Source organism: Enterobacter roggenkampii (genome assembly GCF_001729805.1).
Classification (GTDB): domain Bacteria; phylum Pseudomonadota; class Gammaproteobacteria; order Enterobacterales; family Enterobacteriaceae; genus Enterobacter; species Enterobacter roggenkampii.
In genome coordinates, this window is record NZ_CP017184.1 from 1,130,154 (window position 1) to 1,150,704 (window position 20,551).

18 protein-coding genes are annotated in these 20,551 nt (G+C 60.3%); 11 read left to right on the forward strand and 7 right to left on the reverse strand.

Annotated features, from left to right (window positions below):
* The first annotated feature begins 7 nt into the window (after positions 1 to 7).
* The 3 genes from BFV67_RS05205 to BFV67_RS05215 all read left to right on the forward strand — a co-directional run bounded on the left by BFV67_RS05205 (position 8) and on the right by BFV67_RS05215 (position 3,215).
* The gene (locus BFV67_RS05205) at positions 8 to 1,033 is read left to right on the forward strand and encodes a sugar phosphate isomerase/epimerase family protein (RefSeq protein ID WP_008499378.1); all 1,026 of its coding nucleotides are present in this window, start codon (positions 8 to 10) and stop codon (positions 1,031 to 1,033) included.
* Positions 1,026 to 2,168, forward strand: a complete 1,143-nt coding sequence (locus BFV67_RS05210; RefSeq protein ID WP_069597947.1) for a Gfo/Idh/MocA family protein — start codon at positions 1,026 to 1,028, stop codon at positions 2,166 to 2,168. The genes BFV67_RS05205 and BFV67_RS05210 overlap by 8 nt, the downstream gene beginning before the upstream one ends.
* Before the next feature lie 75 nt (positions 2,169 to 2,243).
* Positions 2,244 to 3,215 carry a LacI family DNA-binding transcriptional regulator gene (locus tag BFV67_RS05215; RefSeq protein WP_069597948.1) on the forward strand — a complete coding sequence of 324 codons (972 nt, stop codon included), beginning with the start codon at positions 2,244 to 2,246 and terminating at the stop codon, positions 3,213 to 3,215.
* Here the strand turns inward: BFV67_RS05215 and BFV67_RS05220 are convergent, their stop codons facing one another.
* Positions 3,216 to 4,460, reverse strand: coding sequence for a mechanosensitive ion channel family protein (locus BFV67_RS05220; protein WP_021241588.1), 1,245 nt, complete (start codon positions 4,458 to 4,460; stop codon positions 3,216 to 3,218).
* A gap of 65 nt (positions 4,461 to 4,525) precedes the next feature.
* Positions 4,526 to 5,962, reverse strand: a complete 1,437-nt coding sequence (locus BFV67_RS05225; protein ID WP_069597949.1) for an MFS transporter — start codon at positions 5,960 to 5,962, stop codon at positions 4,526 to 4,528.
* A gap of 107 nt (positions 5,963 to 6,069) precedes the next feature.
* Here BFV67_RS05225 and BFV67_RS05230 point away from each other — a divergent pair, with 107 nt between their 5' ends.
* Both BFV67_RS05230 and BFV67_RS24580 read left to right on the forward strand, forming a co-directional pair.
* Positions 6,070 to 6,939: a helix-turn-helix transcriptional regulator gene (locus BFV67_RS05230; protein WP_008499383.1), complete on the forward strand. Its 870-nt coding sequence runs from the start codon at positions 6,070 to 6,072 to the stop codon at positions 6,937 to 6,939.
* A gap of 129 nt (positions 6,940 to 7,068) precedes the next feature.
* A complete protein-coding gene (locus BFV67_RS24580) occupies positions 7,069 to 7,230 on the forward strand; it encodes a hypothetical protein (protein WP_223861895.1) in 162 nt (53 codons plus the stop codon).
* 27 nt (positions 7,231 to 7,257) lie between these two features.
* Here the strand turns inward: BFV67_RS24580 and nfsB are convergent, their stop codons facing one another.
* From nfsB to BFV67_RS05245, 3 genes are all read right to left on the reverse strand, one after another.
* The gene (gene nfsB / locus BFV67_RS05235; RefSeq protein ID WP_021241586.1) at positions 7,258 to 7,911 is read right to left on the reverse strand and encodes an oxygen-insensitive NAD(P)H nitroreductase; all 654 of its coding nucleotides are present in this window, start codon (positions 7,909 to 7,911) and stop codon (positions 7,258 to 7,260) included.
* A gap of 120 nt (positions 7,912 to 8,031) precedes the next feature.
* Positions 8,032 to 8,400: an MmcQ/YjbR family DNA-binding protein gene (locus tag BFV67_RS05240; protein ID WP_023293103.1), complete on the reverse strand. Its 369-nt coding sequence runs from the start codon at positions 8,398 to 8,400 to the stop codon at positions 8,032 to 8,034.
* Positions 8,390 to 8,980, reverse strand: coding sequence for a TetR/AcrR family transcriptional regulator (locus BFV67_RS05245; RefSeq protein WP_008499387.1), 591 nt, complete (start codon positions 8,978 to 8,980; stop codon positions 8,390 to 8,392). The genes BFV67_RS05240 and BFV67_RS05245 overlap by 11 nt, the downstream gene beginning before the upstream one ends.
* A gap of 190 nt (positions 8,981 to 9,170) precedes the next feature.
* Here BFV67_RS05245 and BFV67_RS05250 point away from each other — a divergent pair, with 190 nt between their 5' ends.
* Together BFV67_RS05250 and BFV67_RS05255 are read left to right on the forward strand one after the other, a co-directional pair.
* Entirely contained in the window at positions 9,171 to 10,274 is a 1,104-nt protein-coding gene (locus tag BFV67_RS05250) for an MBL fold metallo-hydrolase (protein WP_021241583.1), read from the forward strand.
* Between the two features lie 32 nt (positions 10,275 to 10,306).
* On the forward strand, positions 10,307 to 10,648 hold the full coding sequence (locus tag BFV67_RS05255; protein ID WP_010428317.1) for a RamA family antibiotic efflux transcriptional regulator: 342 nt from the start codon (positions 10,307 to 10,309) through the stop codon (positions 10,646 to 10,648).
* Between the two features lie 54 nt (positions 10,649 to 10,702).
* Here BFV67_RS05255 and BFV67_RS05260 read toward each other — a convergent pair whose 3' ends face one another.
* The gene (locus BFV67_RS05260) at positions 10,703 to 10,951 is read right to left on the reverse strand and encodes a DUF1158 domain-containing protein (RefSeq protein WP_013097677.1); all 249 of its coding nucleotides are present in this window, start codon (positions 10,949 to 10,951) and stop codon (positions 10,703 to 10,705) included.
* A 488-nt stretch (positions 10,952 to 11,439) separates the two neighbouring features.
* Between BFV67_RS05260 and BFV67_RS05265 the strand changes: the two genes are divergently transcribed.
* The 3 genes from BFV67_RS05265 to BFV67_RS05275 all read left to right on the forward strand — a co-directional run bounded on the left by BFV67_RS05265 (position 11,440) and on the right by BFV67_RS05275 (position 18,480).
* On the forward strand, positions 11,440 to 14,148 hold the full coding sequence (locus BFV67_RS05265) for a cation-transporting P-type ATPase (protein ID WP_069597950.1): 2,709 nt from the start codon (positions 11,440 to 11,442) through the stop codon (positions 14,146 to 14,148).
* Positions 14,149 to 14,253: 105 nt separating this feature from the next.
* Positions 14,254 to 15,315 carry an efflux RND transporter periplasmic adaptor subunit gene (locus BFV67_RS05270; protein WP_069597951.1) on the forward strand — a complete coding sequence of 354 codons (1,062 nt, stop codon included), beginning with the start codon at positions 14,254 to 14,256 and terminating at the stop codon, positions 15,313 to 15,315.
* Positions 15,316 to 15,324: 9 nt separating this feature from the next.
* Positions 15,325 to 18,480, forward strand: coding sequence for an efflux RND transporter permease subunit (locus BFV67_RS05275; protein WP_069597952.1), 3,156 nt, complete (start codon positions 15,325 to 15,327; stop codon positions 18,478 to 18,480).
* On the opposite strand, the gene BFV67_RS05280 is transcribed toward BFV67_RS05275, so the two are convergent.
* Positions 18,410 to 19,531 carry a YbdK family carboxylate-amine ligase gene (locus tag BFV67_RS05280; protein ID WP_021242649.1) on the reverse strand — a complete coding sequence of 374 codons (1,122 nt, stop codon included), beginning with the start codon at positions 19,529 to 19,531 and terminating at the stop codon, positions 18,410 to 18,412. The genes BFV67_RS05275 and BFV67_RS05280 overlap by 71 nt on opposite strands.
* Positions 19,532 to 19,635: 104 nt before the next feature.
* Between BFV67_RS05280 and BFV67_RS05285 the strand changes: the two genes are divergently transcribed.
* Positions 19,636 to 20,526 (forward strand): oxidoreductase, encoded by an 891-nt coding sequence (locus BFV67_RS05285; protein ID WP_032656089.1) that lies wholly within the window; start codon positions 19,636 to 19,638, stop codon positions 20,524 to 20,526.
* Positions 20,527 to 20,551 lie beyond the last annotated feature (25 nt).

The window sequence follows — 20,551 nt, forward strand, 5'->3', positions numbered from 1 at the left end:
AGGTGGTATGAGGACGATAAAAGGACCCGGCATTTTTCTCTCGCAGTTTATCGGCGAGGAAGCACCGTTCAACACGCTCGACGGGCTTGCAGGGTGGGCGGCTTCAAAGGGCTATAAAGCGGTGCAGATCCCCTGCAACCATCCGCATATTTTTGACGTCGAGAAAGCGGCTGAGAGCCAGGCCTACTGCGATGACATCACCGCTAAGCTGGCCGCGCACGGGCTGGTTATCAGCGAACTGTCGACCCATCTGGAAGGGCAGCTTGTCGCGGTAAACCCGATTTACAGCGACGCGTTTGATCACTTCGCGCCCACGTCCGTGCGCGGTAACGATGCGGCGCGCCGGGCGTGGGCCACGGAGAAGCTGAAACAGGCGGCGGTCGCCTCGGCCAGATTAGGCCTGAAAGCGCACGCCACCTTCTCCGGCTCGCTGGCCTGGCCGTTTTTCTACCCGTGGCCGCCGCATAACGAACAGCGTTTTCAAGAAGCGTTCGGGGAGCTGGCAAACCGCTGGCGGCCGATTCTGGATACCTTCGACGAGCAGGGGGTGGACGTCTGCTTTGAGCTGCATCCGGGGGAAGATCTGCACGACGGCGTCACCTTCGAGCGTTTTCTGGCGCTGGTGGATAACCACCCGCGCTGCAACATTCTCTTTGATCCGAGCCACATGCTGCTGCAGCAGATGGACTACCTGGCCTTTATCGACATCTACCACGCGCGCATCAGGGCGTTCCACGTGAAGGATGCGGAGTTCCGCCCGAACGGGCGCAGCGGCGTGTACGGCGGCTACCAGCCGTGGATCAACCGCGCCGGACGCTTCCGGTCGCTCGGCGACGGGCAGATCGACTTTAAGGGCATTTTCAGCAAGCTGACCCAGTACGACTACGACGGCTGGGCGGTGCTGGAGTGGGAGTGCTGCCTGAAGGATGGCGATACCGGGGCGAGTGAAGGCAGCGAGTTTATCCGCCGCCACATCATTCCGGTCTCCGGACGCGCGTTTGATGATTTCGCCGCTGGAGGCAAGCATGATTAACGTCGGAATTATCGGCAGCGGGTTTATCGGCCCGGCGCATATCGAGGCGCTGCGGCGTCTCGGATACGTGCAGGTTGTGGCCCTCTGCGACGGCACGCTTGCCAAAGCGCAGGAAAAAGCGCGTCAGCTTAACGTGACGCACGCGTACGGCAGCGTTGAGGAGCTGCTCGCACACCCCGATCTGCACGTGGTGCACAACTGCACGCCTAACCACCTGCACGCGGAGATTAACCGCCAGATCCTGCGCGCGGGCAAGCACGTGTTTTCCGAAAAACCGCTGTGCATGACCCCGGACGAGGCGCGCGAGCTGGTGGCGCTGGCGGATCAGACGGGCGTGGTGCATGGCGTGAGCTTTGTCTATCGCCAGTTTGCGATGGTGCGCCAGGCGGCGAGCATGATGCGTGCGGGCAGCGTCGGGCGGCTGTTTGCCTCGCACGGCAGCTATCTGCAGGACTGGATGCTGCTGGAAACCGACTACAACTGGCGGGTGGATGCCGCGCTCGGCGGCGCGTCGCGCGCGGTGGCGGATATCGGCTCCCACTGGTGCGACACGGTGCAGTTCGTTACCGGGCGGCGCATTATCGAGGTGATGGCTGATTTATCCATCGTCTGGCCGACGCGCAGGGCCAGCAAGGTCGGGAATCAAACCTTCTCCCACGACGAGCAGGCGGAGTATGTAGACAAACCGGTCACGACCGAAGACTTCGGCTCGGTGCTGTTCCGCTTTGACGACGGCAGCAAGGGCTGCTTTAGCATCTCGCAGGTGAGCGCCGGGCGTAAAAACCGCCTGACGTTTGAGATCAACGGCAGCGAGCGCTCGCTGGCGTGGGACCAGGAGGTGCCGCAGCGGCTGTGGATCGGCCATCGCGCGCAGGCCAACCAGACGCTTACCGACGATCCGGGGCTGATGAACCCTGACGTGGCCGACAGCGCCCACTTCCCCGGCGGACATATCGAAGGCTGGCCGGACGCCTTCAAAAATATGATGGCGCAGTTCTACCGCGCCGTGCAGGCGGGCGCGATGCCGGATACGCCGCAGTTTGCGACGTTTCACGATGGCGCAAACGTGATGTATATCATTGATGCCATTGTGAAAAGCCATCAGCAGCAGCGCTGGGTGCGCGTGGAACAATAACGCGTTGCCCGGTTCGCCGGGCAATAAATTTATGGTAGCCTGCACAAAACGCTAACCGCAGGATGTGTCGTCGCTATGTCAATTCAGAAAATCGCTCAGCTGGCCGGGGTCTCCGTGGCGACGGTCTCCCGCGTGCTGAATAACAGCGACACCGTGAAGGCGAAAAACCGCGAGCGCGTTCTGCGGGCGATTCAGGAGAGCAACTACCAGCCAAACCTGCTCGCCCGTCAGCTGCGCACCGCTCGCAGCTATATGATCCTGGTGATGGTGTCCAACATTGCCAACCCGTTCTGCGCCGAAGTGGTGAAGGGCATCGAAGCCGAGGCGGAGAAAAACGGCTACCGCATTCTGCTGTGCAACTCCGGCTCGGACATCGAGCGCTCCCGCTCGGGCTTAAGCCTGCTCTCCGGCAAAATCGTCGACGGCATTATCACCATGGACGCCTTCTCGAAGCTGCCGGAACTTGCCGCGCTGATTGGTTCTGCACCGTGGGTGCAGTGCGCCGAATATGCCGATGCGGGCGCGGTCTCCTGCGTCGGCATCAATGATGTGGACGCTTCACAGCATGCCGTCAGCCAGCTGGCCGACGGCGGCCGCAAGCGTATCGCGATGATCAACCACGATCTCAGCTACAAATATGCCCGCCTGCGCGAACGCGGCTACAAGAGCGTGATCCACCTGCGGGATCTGGACTATCAGGCGGTGGAGTATGCCAGCGATCTCAGCTCCGGGGCGGGCATGGCGGCGATGCAAAACCTGTTAAAAAATAATCCGCCGGATGCGGTATTTGCCGTTTCCGATACGCTGGCGGCGGGCGCGCTGCGCGCCATTCAGCAGGCAGGTCTTCGGGTGCCGGAGGATATTGCCGTGGTCGGCTTTGACGGTACGGAGCTGGCGGACATGATTTCGCTCACCACCATCGAACAGCCGTCGCGGGATATCGGGCGCAAGGCGGTCGATCTGCTCTTAAATAAGATCGACAACCCGGACGCGCCCACGGAAAGGGTGATGATGGACTGGCGCTTTATTTCCCGCGCCAGCGCCTGATTATTGCGCGATGACGCCAGCCAGGGAGCGAATATCGTTCCCGGTTGGCGACTGGTGAATGCGCAGACCAAATTCATCCACCACCGCGAAAATATGGTCGAAGATGTCGGCCTGAATCTCCTCATATTCTGCCCAGACCACCGTGTTGGTGAAGGCGTATATTTCAATCGGCAGGCCGTTGGCGTCAGGCGCGAGCTGACGCACCATCAGCGTCATATCTTTACGAATGCGCGGGTGGTTGCGCAGATATTCGTTCAGGTAGGCGCGGAAAGTGCCGATATTGGTCATCTTGCGCAGGTTTAATACCGATTCCCCTTCACCGTTTTTCTGATTCCACAGGCTAATTTCCTCATGGCGTGCGGCCAAATAAGGCTTCAGCAGCTTCGCCTGAATGAGTTTCTGCTGCTCCTGCTCGTCGAGAAAATGAATGCTGGTGGTATCAATGTTCAGGCTGCGCTTAATGCGTCGTCCGCCGGAGGCAGACATGCCGCTCCAGTTGATAAAGGCGTCGGAGACCAGCGCCCACGTCGGAATGGTCGTAATCGTATTATCGAAATTGCGCACTTTCACGGTGGTCAGGCCGATATCCGTCACCGTGCCGTTGGCACCGTATTTCGGCATCTCCAGCCAGTCGCCGAGCTTGAGCATATCGTTGGCGGAAAGTTGGATACCCGCTACAAGTCCAAGTATCGGATCTTTAAACACCAGCATCAGCACGGCGGCCATGGCGCCCAGACCGCTGATCAGAATCGCCGGAGACTGGCCAATCAGCAGGGAGATAATCAATATCCCCACCAGAATGGCGCTCACCAGCTTGATGCCCTGGAAAATCCCCTTCAGCGGCAGCTGCGACGCGGTGGCCATTTTCTGCGACAGATTGAAAATCACGTCCAGCAGCGAGAAGAAGGAGAGCAGGGCATAGACCATCACCCACAGCTTCGCGCAGGTGGTGAGTATTTCCGCCGCTTCGCTGCCCTTTTGCAGCCACAGTACCGCCTGGACGTTGACGATTATCCCCTGCAGGGTAAAGGCCAGACGGTGAAATAATTTATTCTGGGTGATGATCTGCAGCCATAAATGGCTGCTGGCCTGCGCGCGCTTTTCGAATGCGCGAAGTACCCCTTTGTGCAGAATAAAATGAACGATGATGGCGGTAAGAAAAATAATACCAAAGATAATCACTAAAGAGGTGGTGTGATTAATTTCAATGCCTAACTCTTCAACCTGAGCAATCAATTCCTGCATAACGTCTCCTGTATTTTTGCAGCCCCATAATGGCGGCTGCGGATCTATTATGCAAATTCACGAACTTATTTGGCGGCCTGACAGATCTTCGCCACCGGCAGGCACAGGCTATGGCGGATACGCAGCGTCGCCAGAGCAAGTACCACCATCATAGCTGTTTCCACCATCAGGAAGACGTTCACCGCCTGGGTGTAATCCCCGTGATGGTTTTGAAGCGCGTGCAGCAAAATGGCGCCAAAAATGGCCGGGCCAAGGCCCAGCGCGGCCTGCTGCAGGGTGCTCAAAATGGCGCTCGCGGCTCCCGCGTCGTCAGGCTGAATGTCGCGCATCCCGATGCGATAGAAACTGTTCACGATCAGCGCCTGCCCGTAGCCAACCAGTCCGGTCGCGGGTGCCAGCGTCAGGGTGGTATTCTCCATGCCCCAAACGCGGAACGTGGCGATCAGCGCCAGCAGGCCGGTAATCTGGATCGCCAGACCCGTCAGCAGAATAGTGCTGGTGCTGTAGCGGGCAATCAGCCGCGGCGCGAACCACGCCGAAACAAAGTAGGTCACGCCCAGGGCGATAAAACTGTTCCCGGACTGCCACGGCGCCATCCCCAGACCGGTTTGCATGGTCAGCGCCATACAGAACATAAACCCGGACCAGGCGCTGAAAAAGAGCATCGCAATCAGGACGCCAAAGCGCACGCTGCGAAGCGCAAGCAGGCGCGGCGGGATCAGCGGGCGGGCATTCTCACGCTCTTTTTTGCGCGCGTTCAGCGCCATCAGCCAGGCCAGCGGGACAAGGGCGAGCAGCATCGCCTTCAGCGGCCAGGACCAGTGCCACTGGGGGCCGAGCGCCATCGGGAACAGCAGGCAGCAAAGCATGACCGCCAGCAGCGCGGTACCCGGCCAGTCGATGCGTGACGGCGTCTCGCGACGGGTTTCGGGTACGAAGCGGCGGCTCAGCGCCAGTACCACCAGACAAATCGGCACGTTGATAAAGAAGGCGTTACGCCAGCCCAGCCCGGCGATGTCCGCCGATACCAGCCAGCCGCCGCCCATTTGTCCCACGATAAACGCAATCCCGCCGATGCCGCCGAACAGGCTGATGGCTTTGGCGTGGGCGGTGCCTTTAAGCGTGACGTGCAGCGTGGCAAGAATTTGCGGCACGATCAGTGCGGCCCCCGCGCCCTGAACGATGCGCGCGGCGAGCAGCTGTTCAATGTTCCCCGCCATTCCGCACAGCAGCGAGGCCAGGCCAAAGCTCGCCACACCCCACATGAACAGACGACGACGGCCAAAGTTATCCCCCAGCTTGCTGCCGAGCGCGAGGCAGACGGCAAAGGCCACGCCGTAGAGCGCGACGATGAGCTCCAGTTCGGTAGCGGTCGCATGCAGTGAATGGGTGATGGCGTCCAGCGCCACGTTGGTGATTGAGGTATCAATCATCGGCAGCATCTGGCCGGTCAACAGCAATATCAGGCCAGCGCGACCCGGTGAAACAACTGACGTATTCATGGTAACTCCATTGCGTCATTCAACAGATGGTCGTAGCATCTACCATCAGATAAACGGGTACCAGTTCTTGCTTATACTGGTACTGGCACTACCATGCAGGGGGATTTATGGCGCTGATGTCTGAACCGGTCGTTTCACGTCAGGATGACACCCGAAAACAGCTCGGGGCATTTTTACGCGCCCGGCGGGAAAGTCTCGATCCGCAGCGCTTAGGTTTGCCGCGCAGCGGTCGCCGCCGCACGCCGGGCCTGCGCCGGGAAGAGGTGGCGATGCTCGCTGATGTGGGCGTCACCTGGTACACCTGGCTTGAGCAGGGCAGGGACGTCAATCCGTCCAGCGCGGTGATGGCGGCCGTGGCAAAAGCGCTGCAATGTACCCCGACCGAGGCCCGGCACCTGTTTGTGTTAGCAGGTTTACCGCCGGGTGAAGCGCCGCAGGCGGTCTGCTGCGAGGGCATTAGCGAAGGCACCCGACGCCTGCTGGATACGCTGATGCCGAAACCCGCCAGCATTCAGAAACCGAACTTCGATATCGTGGCGTGGAACGACAGCTTCGGGCATCTGATGGGCGTCGATTTCAATGACATCCCTCCCGAAGATCGCAACTGTATTTATCTGTTCCTCACGCATCCGGCGTGGCGCGCGCGCCTCGGCAGACGCGACGACGTGCTGCCCATCTTTGTCTCCTATTTCCGCGCGGCGATGGCCGAACACCGGGGCGATCCGCTGTGGGAGGCCAAGCTGGCGCGCTTCTTTGCAGTGTCCGAAGAGTTTAAAACCCTGTGGCACCAGCGCAACGACGTGCGCGGCGTGGAGAACCAGCTCAAGCTGTTTACCCATCCCGAGCTGGGGGATTTTACGCTGCAGCAGATGTACTGGTATTCCGCGCCGCGAAACGGATCGCGGCTGCTGGTGTATCTGCCGGTGGATGAGGCGGGAGAGCGGGCGATGGCGTGGCTGGCGGCGCAGGGGAAATAATTTTTGCGAGGGGCTTTCAGGGAATAAGAGCCGTCTCTGCTAAGCGAATACGACATTGTTGTGTCTGACAGCGAACAAACCGGCGACGGACAGCGGTTTTGGTTACGCATGATAGACTGGGCGTTCAGCATGAATTATCGGATAAGCGTGGCTGACGGTACGGTAGGAGAAGAGTGGCACTTAACGCCGGTAAGCTCATATGCCGAGCTGGAAGAGCGCTGGATTGCGTTTGCCTGGGGACACGATCGTGATGTGCACCCACATCGCAGGTTAGTCATCAGTAAAGCGTAACGGGCCGCACAGAGCGGCCCGTTTTGTTTAGCACTCGGTCACAATCGTGCTCAGCGGCAGGCGAGATTTCGGCAGCGTGGCGTTGAAATCTTCCACGCTGTGATGCCCAACCGGCACCACCACCAGGCTGGTGAAGCCTTTCTCTTTCAGGCCAAACTCTTCGTCGAGGATCGCGGCGTCGAAACCTTCAATCGGTACCGCGTCCAGGCCCAGCGCAGCCACGCCCAGCAGGAAGTTACCGACGTTCAGGTAAACCTGCTTCGCCATCCACTGGTCGTCATCTTTCAGATCCACGCGGTGCATGTCGGCAAAGTAGGTACGGCCCTTATGGTTTGCCGCTTTCGCTTCCGGGGTATTAAAGCGACCATCGGCCTCTTCCTGATCGACAACGCGCTCCAGCCAGGCGTCGTCCATCGCGGTTTTCGCGCAGAACACCACCACGTGAGAAGCATCCAGCATTTTGCGTTCGTTGAACACATAGGTGCCCGCCGCGGACTTCGCCACGCGCGCTTTTCCTTCCTCGGTGCTGGCGACAATAAAGTGCCACGGCTGGGAGTTGGTGCTGGACGGGCTGTACTGCAGCAGGGTTTTGATTTTTTCCGCTTCTTCAGCGGTCAGTTTTTTGCTTGCGTCGAACGCCTTGGTGGAGTGGCGTTTCAGCGCAACAGAAATGATATCCATAACAACTCCTGATGATGAAATTCGCCCGCGTGCGGGCGCGAAAGGTGAGCAGATTACAGCGGGACGCGGAAAAAGATAAGGGCAATTCGAGCGCTTAATCTGTTCGTCTCAGACGAACAATCAGACCGGCCGGATCCACTTCTGGTCTTTTTTCGGCAGTTTATCCACCACCAGATGCCAGGAATCATTGATGAGATCGGTAACCAGTTCCGGCGTCACGTCGTCCGTACCGTAAAGGGAAATCCAGTGCTTTTTGTTGAGGTGATAGCCCGGTTCAACGCCGCGATAAATCTGCTGATTTAACAGCGATTTTTCCGGGTCTGACTTCAGGCTAACGTGCGGCCGCCCGTGCGCGACGGCCACAATCATGAAAATTTTCCCGCCCACTTTAAACACGTCAAACTCCGGCCCAAACGGCCAGCAGTGTTCGGTGAACGGCAGTTCCAGCGCCACGCGTTTTGCGTGTTCCTGCAACGTTTTACTGTCCATCGCTCTCTTCCTGGGCAAGCCCGCGCCACATTACCTCAAAGCCGAGCGCTTTAAACTCAACGGCGCGGGACGGATCGCGGGTGGCAAATTCCATCGTGCTTTCGGCCAGCGATAAGAAAAGCGCATCGCCAAACGTTTTAAATTCATCAGACATAAACACCTGACGCACCGAGCGGCGGCAGAGCTCATGCAGCTCCGGGAACATCTCTTTCACCGCCTGTTCCGTTTCGGCGCTCAGCTTTTCACTGACGCCAATCTGGCGGATCGCCGCATGGGCAACGGGGTTACGAATACCCCAGTCCACATAGCTGTTCCAGATATTGCGGGTATGTTCTTTGGGCAGCGTGATGGTGCGATCGAGGTTCGCCAGCATGGTCTGGCAGAGATCCTGCTTCAGGTGCAGATAGAGGGCATTCAGCAGATCGTCTTTCGTAGCAAAGTAGCGGAACAGGGTGCCTTCGGCGACGCCCGCCTTACGGGCAATGAGCGCCGTTGAGGCGGCAATACCTGACTGTGCAAACGCCGTGGTTGCGGCGTCCAGTAAGGCCTGTTTTTTATCTTCACTCTTCGGACGTGCCACTAAATTTTTCCTCCTGTCAATTATAAAAACCCTGATTGAAACACGTGCTTTGACACGCTGCAACGCGGAATGTCAAAGATCGAAAACGTCTTGACGACTTTATCATCACATCTATAATGAGTGCTTACTCACTCATAATCAAGTTTACCCTGCGCACGCTATCGGATGGGGCGCGTTTTCGGGTCAGGATATGAAAAAACCTCTCTTCATCTGCGTGGTGTTAATCATGATTATTGCTTCAGCCGCGAGTTTACCGTTTGTTCTGAATGCCGGATTCGGCCAGCCGCCGCAGGGTGAACGGCTTACTGAAGTGGAGGCCTCTCCACAGTATCGCGAGGGGAAATTCCACAATACGCTGCCGACGCCGGGTTATAACGGTGACAAAAATATGCTGGTCGCGATGTGGGAGTTTCTGACCAAAAAAACCGAAAACGCTCGCCCGGCCCAGCCGTTGCCGCTGGTGAAAACCGATCTTGCGAGCCTGCCGCTGGAGCAGGACACCCTGGTGTGGCTCGGTCACTCCTCGTGGTATCTGCAGCTCGCGGGTAAACGGATCCTCATTGACCCGGTTCTTGGCAACTATGCCGCGCCGTTCTCGTTCCTCAATAAGGCCTTTGCCGGCGAGTATCCGTGGCGGGCAGAAATTATGCCGGCGATCGACCTGCTGATTATCTCGCACGATCACTACGATCATCTGGATTACGCCACCATCAGGGCGTTACTGCCGAAGGTGAAGCGGGTGGTGACGCCGCTGGGCGTCGGCTCCCACCTGCGTTACTGGGGGATGAAGCCCGAGATTATTGACGAACGCGACTGGAACCAGTCGGTGCGCATCAGCGATGCGTTGACGGTGCACGTTCTGCCGGCGCGTCACTTCTCCGGCCGCGGCATCAAACGCGATCGCACCTTGTGGGGCAGCTTCATGTTCGTCACGCCAGAGCAGAAGGTTTACTACAGCGGGGATTCCGGTTACGGCCCGCACTTCAGGGCCATCGGTGAACAGTTTGGCGAAGTGGACGTCGCCATCATGGAAAACGGCCAGTACGACCAGGACTGGAAGTACATCCACATGCTGCCGGAGGAAACGGCGCAGGCCTCGGCGGATCTGAACGCGAAAGCCGTGGTGCCCGGGCATAACGGACGCTTCGTGCTGGCGAAACACGCCTGGAACGATCCGCTGATCCAGCTGGCAAAAGCCAGCCAGGATAAAAATTATCGGTTGCTGACGCCGGAACTGGGCGAGCCCGTCCGGGTAAGCGACACCGCGCAAACCTTTCGTGCGTGGTGGGAATAATGTTTAAGCGAGAAGCAGAGGGGGACAGCAGTATGACCATTTCCGCTCAAGTCATCGACACTATCGTCGAATGGATCGACGACAATCTGCACCAGCCATTACGAATAGAAGAGATTGCCCGCCACGCGGGTTACTCGAAGTGGCACCTGCAGCGGCTGTTTATGCAGTACAAAGGGGAGAGTCTGGGGCGCTATATCCGTGAACGCAAGCTGCTGCTGGCGGCGCGCGATCTCCGTGAATCCGACGCCCGGGTCTACGACATCTGCCTGCGTTACGGGTTTGACTCGCAGCAGACGTTTACCCGCATCTTTACCCGCACGTTCAACCAGCCGCCTGGCGCGTACCGTAAAGAGAACCATAGCCAGACACATTAACTTGTCGCGTGTAGGCCGGGTAAGGCGTAGCCGCCACCCGGCCTTTTTATGGGCTCATGACGCCAGTGAAAACCAGCGTCGCCAGACGAAACGCAGCACAAAGAATTCAATCGCCCCGAGCAGTAAAAACCACACGCAGAACAGAATGGTATAGAGCTGGTTAAGATCGACCATGTGAAAGGTCTGAACCAGCTTCTGCGCCAGTACCAGCCCAAGCGAAGGCGCAGGGAGCAGCAGGCATGAAAGCAGTGCCAGCAATAAAATGCCGCCTGCGGTGAGCAGCGATTCTAGCGGGTGTTTCATCGTAATGTTAATCGTCAGTTAAAAATGTCATTGTCCGGCATCCCGGAACGTAAAGCAATATAAACACGGCGCACGTTTACGGATAAAACGAATGCGCTATTCTGTGAATAATTAACAGAAAAAGATAAATATCCCAGACGCGATTAAATAATTATCGCGTAGTGTAAATAAACGTCCGCATCAGGAAAATAATTTTACAAATGTATAGGTGCTATAACCAATTAACGTGGCAATAACAATGGCCGCGATAACGTATAACACCAGTCTGCGCCCGCGATAAATACCCCACATGGTTCCCCCTCGTTTAGTTTTGGTTTAGAAATATTTTGTAAAAATCAGATCGTCGAAATAGTTTTAATCAGTTTTGAATAACCGAGAAGTCATTATATTGCGGTAGATCAATTTTACCCGCAAGACTTTAAAATGAATTTATTTAAGCCCGAAAGGAATTCAGGCTTCTGTTCACCGGAAATTGAAGGAAAAATACGATGACTGAAAAAAAAGTGATTCCGAACGTGCCGCCTTCCGGCGGGCTGGCATACCAGCAGACCGTAGAGCAGGTGCTTACTCACGCGCAGAGCCAGGCCAGCGGTCTGGACCGTGCAGAGGCGCAGGCGCGTCTGCAAAAAACAGGGCCGAACGCGCTGCCGGAAAAAAAAGGCAAACCCGCCTGGCTGCGTTTCCTGGCCCATTTTAATGATGTCCTGATTTATGTCCTGCTGGCCGCCGCCGTATTAACGGCAGTTATGGGCCACTGGGTTGATACGCTGGTTATTTTGGGCGTGGCGGTAATCAATGCCTTAATTGGTCATATTCAGGAAAGCAACGCGGAAAAATCCCTGAAGAGTATTCGTAATATGCTCGCCAGCGAGGCGCGCGTTATTCGTAACGGCAACCATGATACAATTCCCACAACTGAAATAGTCCCGGGCGATATTATTGTATTACGCGCGGGAGATCGTATTCCGGCGGATATGCGTTTAATTGAAGCGCATAATTTACGCGTGGAAGAGGCGATTCTGACCGGTGAATCCACCGTGGTGGATAAACACGTTAATCCGCTGAGCGGCGAATTACCGCTGGGCGATCGCACCAATATGGTCTTCTCCGGGACGACCGTCAGCGCGGGCGGCGGCGTCGGCGTGGTCACCGCCACCGGTCAGGATACGGAACTCGGCCACATCAACCAGATGATGGCGGGTATCGAGAAGCACCGTACGCCGCTGCTGGTGCAGATGGACAAGCTGGGTAAGGCGATCTTCGCGATTATTCTGGCGATGATGGCCGCGCTGTTTGTTTTCAGCCTGGCGTTCCGCGAGATCCCGATGGGCGAGCTGCTGCTCTCCCTGATCAGCCTGGCGGTCGCCTCCGTACCGGAAGGTCTGCCGGCGATTATCTCCATCATCCTCTCCCTGGGCGTGCAGGCGATGGCGCGCAAGCGGGCCATCATCCGCAAGCTGCCGACGGTGGAAACGCTTGGCGCGATGACCGTGGTCTGCTCGGATAAAACCGGCACCCTGACCATGAACGAGATGACGGTCAAAGCTATCATCACCGCCGACGCCTGCTACCGCGTGGACGGCAACAGCTACGAGCCGGTGGGCAACCTCTACCTGGAAGGCAGCGACGAGCCGGTCCACATCCAGCCGGGCACCGTGCTGGAGCAGTACCTGCGCACCATCGACCTGTGTAACGACAGCCAGCTGATTCAGGACGATCGCGGGCTGTGGGGCATCACCGGTGGACCGACCGAGGGCGCGCTGAAGGTGCTGGCGGCGAAGGCCAACCTTGAGCCGGTCACGACCACGCTGGTTAACAAAATCCCGTTCGACTCGCAGTACAAGTACATGAGCACCCACTACCAGATTGGCGGTGAAGAGCAGATCCTGATTACCGGGGCGCCGGACGTCATTTTCGCCTTGTGCGCCGAGCAGCAGACCCGTCACGGTGCGGAAGCCTTCAACCGCGCGTACTGGGAAAGTGAGATGGAGCGCTATGCGCGTCAGGGGCTGCGCATGGTCGCCGCGGCGTTCAAGCCGGCGAACGGCGAGCAGGAACTGACGCACGATGACCTGAGCCACGGCCTGATCTTCCTCGGCATCGCCGGGATGATGGATCCGCCGCGCCCGGAAGCGATTGACGCGATTAACGCCTGCCAGCAGGCGGGGATCCGCGTGAAGATGATCACCGGCGATCACCCGCAGACGGCAATGAGCATCGGGCAGATGCTGGGGATCAGCAACAGCGAGCAGGCGGTCACCGGCTATGAGCTGGAGAAGATGGACGACGCCGCGCTGGCGGAAGCCGCGGTGAAGTATGACATCTTCGCCCGTACCAGCCCGGAGCATAAGCTGCGCCTGGTGAAAGCGCTGCAGGACAAAGGTGAAATTGTCGGCATGACCGGTGACGGCGTGAACGACGCCCCGGCGCTGCGTCAGGCGGACGTGGGCATTGCGATGGGCATTAAGGGCACGGAAGTGACCAAAGAGGCGGCGGACATGGTCCTGACGGACGATAACTTCGCCACCATCGCCAGCGCGGTGAAAGAGGGGCGTCGCGTTTACGACAACCTGAAGAAGACCATCCTGTTCATCATGCCGACCAACCTGGCGCAGGGGCTGCTGATTGTGATTGCGCTGCTGGCGGGGAACATCATTCCGCTGACGCCGGTGCTGATCCTGTGGATGAACATGGCGACCTCCGCCACGCTCTCCTTCGGCCTGGCCTTTGAAGCCGCCGAGCGCAACATCATGCGCCGTCCGCCGCGTCAGACCGGCCAGCACGTGATGGACGCCTACGCCGTCTGGCGCGTGGCCTTCGTCGGCACCATGATTGCCATCGCCGCCTTTGCGCTGGAAGCCTGGCTGGCCCCGCGCGGCCACAGCGCGGAGTTCATCCGCACCGTGCTGCTGCAGATGCTGGTCTGCGCCCAGTGGGTGTACATGATTAACTGCCGCAACACCGAAGGGTTCTCCCTCAACCGCGGCCTGCTGGCGAACAAAGGGATCTGGCTGGTGACGGGCGTGCTGTTCCTGCTCCAGGCGGCGATTATCTACCTGCCGTTTATGCAGATGCTGTTCGGTACCGAAGCCCTGCCGCTGCGCTACTGGTTTGTGACCCTGGCCGTTGCAGGCGTGATGTTCTTCGTCGTCGAAATCGAGAAGCGACTGACCCGCAGGTTCCGTAAGGCTGCATAACCTTTTGCCCTCACCCTAACCCTCTCCCACGGGGAGAGGGGACTCTGACCGCCCTCTCCCTGTGGGAGAGGGCCGGGGTGAGGGCAACAATCCTGAGGTACTCCCATGAAATTCCCGGTCCTGTTAGCACTTCTTGTCAGTACCCTGCAACCCGCATTCGCCGCCATTCCCGTTCGCGTCGCCACCGTGGAGCAAACCGCCCACGCCGCCGAGCGCCAAATCCCGGGCCGTATCGAAGCCATTCACACCGTTGAGCTACGCGCACGCACGGAGGGCACGATTGCCAAAATCCACTTCCGCGACGGGCAGTACGTGAAAAAGGGCGACGTGCTGTTTGAGCTGGACGACGCCGAGCCGCGTGCCGCCCTGCGCCTGGCGCAGGCCGAAGTGAAAAGCGCCGAAGCCACGCTGCGCCAGGCGCAGCAGCAGCTTTCCCGCTTTGAAAGTCTCGGCAGCAGCAACGCCATCAGCCGTCACGACGTGGACAACGCCCGCATGCAGCGCGACGTCGCCAGCGCAGCCCTCGAGCAGGCGAAGGCCCGGCTCGACGCCCGCCGCGTCACCCTGGGCTACACCCGCATCACCTCGCCGATTGACGGCCGCGTGGGGCACAGCAGCTTCCACGTGGGTAGCCTGGTCAACCCGGCGAGCGGCGTTTTGGTGGAGGTGGTGCAGCTTGACCCGATCCGCATCGCCTTTGCGCTGGAAGAGAGGGCGTTTGCGGCCAAAGCCGGACAGCATGCGGATATCAACGCCATGAAGCGTGCCTGGCAGGCGCTGATCGACAGCAACGGCCAGCGCGTCAGCGGCGAGCTGACGTCAGTGGATAACCGCGTTGACCCGCGCACCGCCAGCGTGATGCTGCGCGCCGAGTTTGCCAATCCGCGCCATCAGCTCCTGCCCGGCGGCAATGTGAACGTGTTTTTGCGCCCGGCAAGCGAGCAGCCGGTGCTGACCCTCCCCGCCGCCGCAGTCCAGCAGAACGGCGACGGCTTCTTTGCCTGGGTGGTTAATGCCGACGGCAACGCCGAAATGCGCCCGCTGAACGTGGCTGGTCAGATTAGCCAGCAGTTCCAGATTGCCTCTGGCGTGAAGCCCGGCGAGCGAGCGATTACTGACGGCGCGCAGCGCGTGCAGCCCGGCGCTGCCGTCCAGATACTCAATTAAGGAGCCATCATGCTGACGTTTTTCATCAAACGCCCGCGCTTCGCGATGGTGATTGCGCTGGTCATCACCCTGCTGGGGGCCATCGCGCTGAGGATTATCCCGGTGGAGCAGTACCCGCAGATCGCGCCGCCGGTGGTGAACGTCTCTGCCAGCTGGCCGGGCGCCAGCTCGGCCGACGTGGCGGAGGCCATCGCCACGCCGCTGGAGACCCAGCTGAACGGCGTGGACCACATGCTCTACATGGAGTCCACCAGCTCGGACGAAGGCACTTACAGCCTGAACATCACCTTTGCGGCGGGGACCGATCCGGATCTCGCCGCCATCGACGTGCAAAACCGCGTGGCGCAGGCCGTGGCGCAGCTGCCCACCGAGGCGCAGCAAAACGGCGTGCAGGTGCGCAAGCGCGCCACCAACCTGATGATGGGGGTAAGTCTTTACTCACCGAATAACACCCACACGCCGCTGTTCGTCAGCAACTACGCCAGCACCCAGGTGCGCGAGGCGCTGTCGCGTCTGCCCGGCGTGGGGCAGGTGCAGATGTTCGGCGCGCGCGACTACAGCATGCGCATCTGGCTGCGCCCGGACCGCATGAACGCCCTGAACGTCACCACCGATGACGTGGCGCAGGCGCTGCGCGAGCAGAACGTACAGGGCGCGGCCGGCCAGGTGGGCACCCCGCCGGTGTTTAACGGCCAGCAGCAGACCCTGACCATCAACGGGCTGGGGCGCTTAAGCCAGGCCGACGAGTTTGCCGATATCATCATCCGCGCGGGGGAAATGGGCCAGCTGGTGCGCCTGAAGGACGTCGCCACCATCGAGCTCGGCTCGCGCAGCTACAGCTCCGGCGCGCAGCTGAACGGGCACGACTCCGCCTATTTGGGTATCTACCCGACGCCGTCCGCCAACGCCCTGCGCGTGGCCGACGCGGTGCGCGGGGAGCTGGAGTGCCTCTCGACGCGCTTCCCGGACGACCTGGTCTATGAGGTGAAATTCGACACCACCACCTTTGTCGCCGCCACCATTAAAGAGATCGGCGTCTCGCTGGCGCTGACGATGCTGGCGGTGGTGGTGGTCGTTTCCCTGTTCCTGCAGAGCTGGCGCGCGACGCTGATTGTCGCGCTTGCCATTCCGGTGTCGCTGGTGGGGACCTTCGCGGTGCTCTATACGCTCGGCTACACCGCCAACACCCTCAGCCTGTTTGCCATTATTCTGGCGCTGACCATGGTGGTGGATGACGCCATCGTGGTGGTGGAAAGCGTCGAAACGCTGATGGCGGAAGGGCAGAGCCGAACGGCGGCGACCGCGCTGGCGCTGCGCCAGATTGCCGGGCCGGTCATCGCGACGACGCTGGTGCTGCTGGCGGTGTTTGTGCCGGTGGCGCTGCTGCCGGGGATTGTTGGCGAGCTGTACCGCCAGTTCGCGGTGACCCTCTCGACGGCCGTGACGCTCTCAAGCCTGGTGGCGCTGACCCTGACGCCCGCGCTGTGCGCGATGCTGCTGCGTCCGCGCCCGGAGAAACCGGCGGCCGTTTATCGCGCCTTCAACCGCGGGCTGGACGCCACGCGCGGTTTGTACACCAGCCTCGTGCATGTCTTAAACCTGCGTCCGTGGCTGGCGCTGCTGGCCACCGCAGGCGCGGCGGCCGTCGTGCTGTTCAGCTTTACGTCGATGCCAAAAGGCTTCCTGCCGCAGGAGGATCAGGGCTACTTCTTCGCCAGCGTTCAGCTGCCGGAAGCGGCCTCGCTGGAGCGCACCGAAGCGGTGATGACCACCGCGCGGGAGCTGATCGCTCAAAATCCGGCGGTGGAAGACGTGATTCAGGTCTCCGGGTTTAACATCCTCAACGGCACCAGCGCCTCCAACGGCGGGTTTATCTCCATCATGCTCAAAGACTGGAGCGCGCGTCCGCCGCTGGATGAGGTGATGGGTACCCTGCAGCGCCAGCTGCTTGCCCTGCCGGAAGCGACCATCATGACCTTCGCGCCGCCGACGCTGCCGGGGCTGGGCAACGCCTCGGGCTTCGACCTGCGTATCCAGTCTCAGGCGGGGCAGAGCCCGGCGGAGCTGGAGCGCGTCACCCGCGAGGTGCTGATGAAAGCCAACCAGCACCCGCAGCTGAGCCGCGTGTTCACCACCTGGAGCAGCAACGTGCCGCAGCTGACGCTGACCGTTGACCGCGAGCGCGCCGCCCGCCTCGACGTGCCGGTATCGCGCATCTTCAGCAGCCTGCAAACCGCTTTTGGCGGCACCCGCGCCGGGGATTTCAGCATCAACAACCGCGTCTACCACGTGGTGATGCAGAACGAGATGCAGTGGCGCGAGCGCGCCGAGCAGATCGGCGAGCTGTTCGTGCGCAGCAACAGCGGCGAGCGGGTGCGCCTGAGCAACCTCGTCACCATCACGCCAACCGTCGGCGCGCCGTTCCTGCAGCAGTACAACCAGTTCCCGTCCGTGTCGGTGAGCGGCTCGGCAGCGGCTGGAGTGAGCAGCAGCACCGCCATGGCGGCGATGGGCGAGATTCTGGCGCAGAGCCTGCCAGCCGGCTACGACTACGCCTGGAGCGGCATGTCGTACCAGGAACAGCAGACCGGCAATCAGGCGATCTGGATCGTGCTGGCGGCGGTGGTGATGGCGTGGCTGTTCCTCGTCGCCCAGTACGAGAGCTGGACGCTCCCGGCAAGCGTGATGCTCTCGGTGCTGTTCGCCCTCGGTGGGGCGCTGGTCTGGCTGTGGCTGGCGGGCTACGCCAACGACGTGTACGTGCAGATTGGTCTGGTATTGCTGATCGCGTTAGCGGCCAAGAACGCGATTCTTATCGTCGAGTTCGCCCGCGCGCGGCGCATGGACGGAATGGCGATTGTCGATGCCGCGCGGGAAGGGGCCTCGCGCCGCTTCCGGGCGGTGATGATGACCGCCGTGTCGTTCATTATCGGCGTTTTGCCGATGATGCTGGCGACCGGGGCGGGTGCCCAGAGCCGCCGCATCATCGGCACCACGGTCTTCAGCGGCATGCTGGTGGCGACCGTGATGGGGATTCTGTTCATCCCGGCCCTGTTCGTGCTGTTCCAGCGCCTGCGGGAGTGGGGCCACGGCCTTACGGACTCGTCGCCCACAGCTCGCAGTGCTTCTGCACCAGAGAAATCAGCGAGCCGCCGTCGGCGATAAAGTCCCGCATGCGCTGCGCCTCGCTCTTGCCCTGCTTTAACAGCAGGGCAATTTCATTGATTGCGCTTGTCGCGCCGAGCTTCTCGGCCGACGGCGCCACCTGCTCCAGCAGCCAGGCGATATCTTCCGCCACGGTTTTGTGCTCGCCGGTGTGCACGTCCGTCAGGATCCCCTCCAGCCCGTAGCGACACGCCTGAAAACGGTTAAAACGGTAGAGCAGAAAATCCCGTTCCTGATGCTTATACGGCCGCGTGGTCAGCAGCCAGTGCGACGTGGCCTGAATCAGCCCGGCGATGTTAATCGCGTGGCCGAGCGTCAGCGGCGTATCCATCACCCGCACCTCCACGGTGCCAAAATGCGGGCTGGGGCGAATATCCCAGTGCAGATCTTTGATGCTGTCGATCATGCTGGTGGCGCTCAGGCGGCGGAACAGCCCTTCGAACTCCTGCCAGCTGTTGACCCACGGCATCTGTCCGTTATCCGGGAACCCTGAAAAGATGTTGAGCCGCGACGAGGAGAACTTCGTGTCCGTGCCCTGCATGTACGGCGAGGCTGCCGCCAGGGCGATAAAATGCGGCACGAAGCGCGACAGGCCGTGCAGCAGGTAAATGGCGTCATCCCCGGTCCGGCAGCCGACGTGCACGTGCTGGCCGAACACCGTCGCCTGCAAAATCAGATAGCCAAAGCGCTCCAGCGTGACGTTATAGCGCTCGTCGTCGCACACCTCCTGACGCTGCCATTTCTGGAACGGATGCGTCCCGCCGCCGCAGATCTGAATGTGCTGCTCCGCCGCCGCGCGCAGGATGCTCTGCTGCATCACCGAGAACTGCGCCGCCGCCTGATCGATGGTCTGACACACGCCGGTGGCGATTTCGAGCATGCTTTCGGTGATGTCGTGTTTGACTTCACCGCCTTTGATGTCGTCTTTGACGGCGGCGATGAGCGCGGAGGAGTCCTGGCTGAGATCGTACCCCGGCGGGTTAACCACCTGCAGTTCGAGCTCGATGCCAAGGGTGAACGGTTCAGAGGATTTAAAATCGGGTAAAGGCATGGCGCACTCCGTTGTCTGTGAATGTTGAGTATAGACAACGGGTGTAGCGCGCTCGCCTCAGGGTGGTATAACTGATAGCAGGCTTAGCAAAAGGGGAGCGACTCATGTCTGACTATCCAACCATTGCGCTGATTGGTCCCGGTGCGATTGGCACCACCATTGCCGCGGTGTTGCATGACGCGGGCCGCACGCCGCTGCTCTGCGGACGCACCGCGCATCCGGAATTACGCCTGCGTCACGATGAGGGTGAAACGGTGGTGCCCGGTCCGGTATTAACCGATCCAGCGGCCATCACGCGCCCCGTTGACCTCGTGTTTATCGCGGTAAAAACGACGCAAAATGCCGACAGCGCCGGGTGGCTGCGCGCCCTTTGCGATGAAAATACCGTGGTCTGCGCGCTGCAAAATGGCGTAGAGCAGAAGGCGCAGCTTGAGCCTTTGGTCAGTGGCGCAACGGTGCTGCCGTCGGTGGTCTGGTTCCCGGCGCAGCGCGAGCCGGATGCCTCCGTCTGGCTACGGGCGAAGCCGCGCCTGACGCTGCCGGACGTGCCGCAGGCGCAGCGGGTGGTCGAGGCGCTTCGCGGTACGCGCTGTGAAGTTGAACTCTCGGCTGATTTCCCCACCGTCGCCTGGCGCAAGCTGCTGCAAAACGCGGTCGCCGGGCTCATGGTGCTCGCTAACCGCCGTGCCGGGATGTTCAGGCGCGAGGATATCAGCGAACTTTCGCTGGCCTATCTGCGGGAAGGGCTTACTGTCGCCCGCGCCGAGGGGGCGAAGCTGGCCGATGACGTGGCGCAGGAGATTCTGGCGAACTTTCAGCGCGCGCCTGAGGACCTCGGCACGTCGATTCTCGCTGACCGTCAGGCGGATCGCCCGATGGAGTGGGACATCCGCAACGGCGTGATCCAGCGCTACGGCCGCAAACACGGCATTGCGGTGCCCATCAGCGACGTGGTGGTGCCGCTGCTGGCGGCGGGGAGCGAGGGGCCGGGTTAACGGCCACTGTTTTTCCGTTCGGCAA

Excerpts from the sequence above, each read along its gene's own strand:
- BFV67_RS05240 (WP_023293103.1), bottom strand. The coding sequence starts at position 8,400 with ATGGACAGTAAAACGTTGCAGGAACACGCAAAACGCGTGGCGCTGGAA.
- BFV67_RS05225 (WP_069597949.1), bottom strand. The coding sequence starts at position 5,962 with ATGAATACGTCAGTTGTTTCACCGGGTCGCGCTGGCCTGATATTGCTG.
- BFV67_RS05230 (WP_008499383.1), top strand. The coding sequence starts at position 6,070 with ATGGCGCTGATGTCTGAACCGGTCGTTTCACGTCAGGATGACACCCGA.
- BFV67_RS05210 (WP_069597947.1), top strand. The coding sequence starts at position 1,026 with ATGATTAACGTCGGAATTATCGGCAGCGGGTTTATCGGCCCGGCGCAT.
- BFV67_RS05280 (WP_021242649.1), bottom strand. The coding sequence starts at position 19,531 with ATGCCTTTACCCGATTTTAAATCCTCTGAACCGTTCACCCTTGGCATC.
- BFV67_RS05285 (WP_032656089.1), top strand. The coding sequence starts at position 19,636 with ATGTCTGACTATCCAACCATTGCGCTGATTGGTCCCGGTGCGATTGGC.
- BFV67_RS05270 (WP_069597951.1), top strand. The coding sequence starts at position 14,254 with ATGAAATTCCCGGTCCTGTTAGCACTTCTTGTCAGTACCCTGCAACCC.
- BFV67_RS05265 (WP_069597950.1), top strand. The coding sequence starts at position 11,440 with ATGACTGAAAAAAAAGTGATTCCGAACGTGCCGCCTTCCGGCGGGCTG.
- BFV67_RS05260 (WP_013097677.1), bottom strand. The coding sequence starts at position 10,951 with ATGAAACACCCGCTAGAATCGCTGCTCACCGCAGGCGGCATTTTATTG.
- BFV67_RS24580 (WP_223861895.1), top strand. The coding sequence starts at position 7,069 with ATGAATTATCGGATAAGCGTGGCTGACGGTACGGTAGGAGAAGAGTGG.
- BFV67_RS05275 (WP_069597952.1), top strand. The coding sequence starts at position 15,325 with ATGCTGACGTTTTTCATCAAACGCCCGCGCTTCGCGATGGTGATTGCG.
- nfsB (WP_021241586.1), bottom strand. The coding sequence starts at position 7,911 with ATGGATATCATTTCTGTTGCGCTGAAACGCCACTCCACCAAGGCGTTC.
- BFV67_RS05220 (WP_021241588.1), bottom strand. The coding sequence starts at position 4,460 with ATGCAGGAATTGATTGCTCAGGTTGAAGAGTTAGGCATTGAAATTAAT.
- BFV67_RS05215 (WP_069597948.1), top strand. The coding sequence starts at position 2,244 with ATGTCAATTCAGAAAATCGCTCAGCTGGCCGGGGTCTCCGTGGCGACG.
- BFV67_RS05205 (WP_008499378.1), top strand. The coding sequence starts at position 8 with ATGAGGACGATAAAAGGACCCGGCATTTTTCTCTCGCAGTTTATCGGC.
- BFV67_RS05255 (WP_010428317.1), top strand. The coding sequence starts at position 10,307 with ATGACCATTTCCGCTCAAGTCATCGACACTATCGTCGAATGGATCGAC.
- BFV67_RS05250 (WP_021241583.1), top strand. The coding sequence starts at position 9,171 with ATGAAAAAACCTCTCTTCATCTGCGTGGTGTTAATCATGATTATTGCT.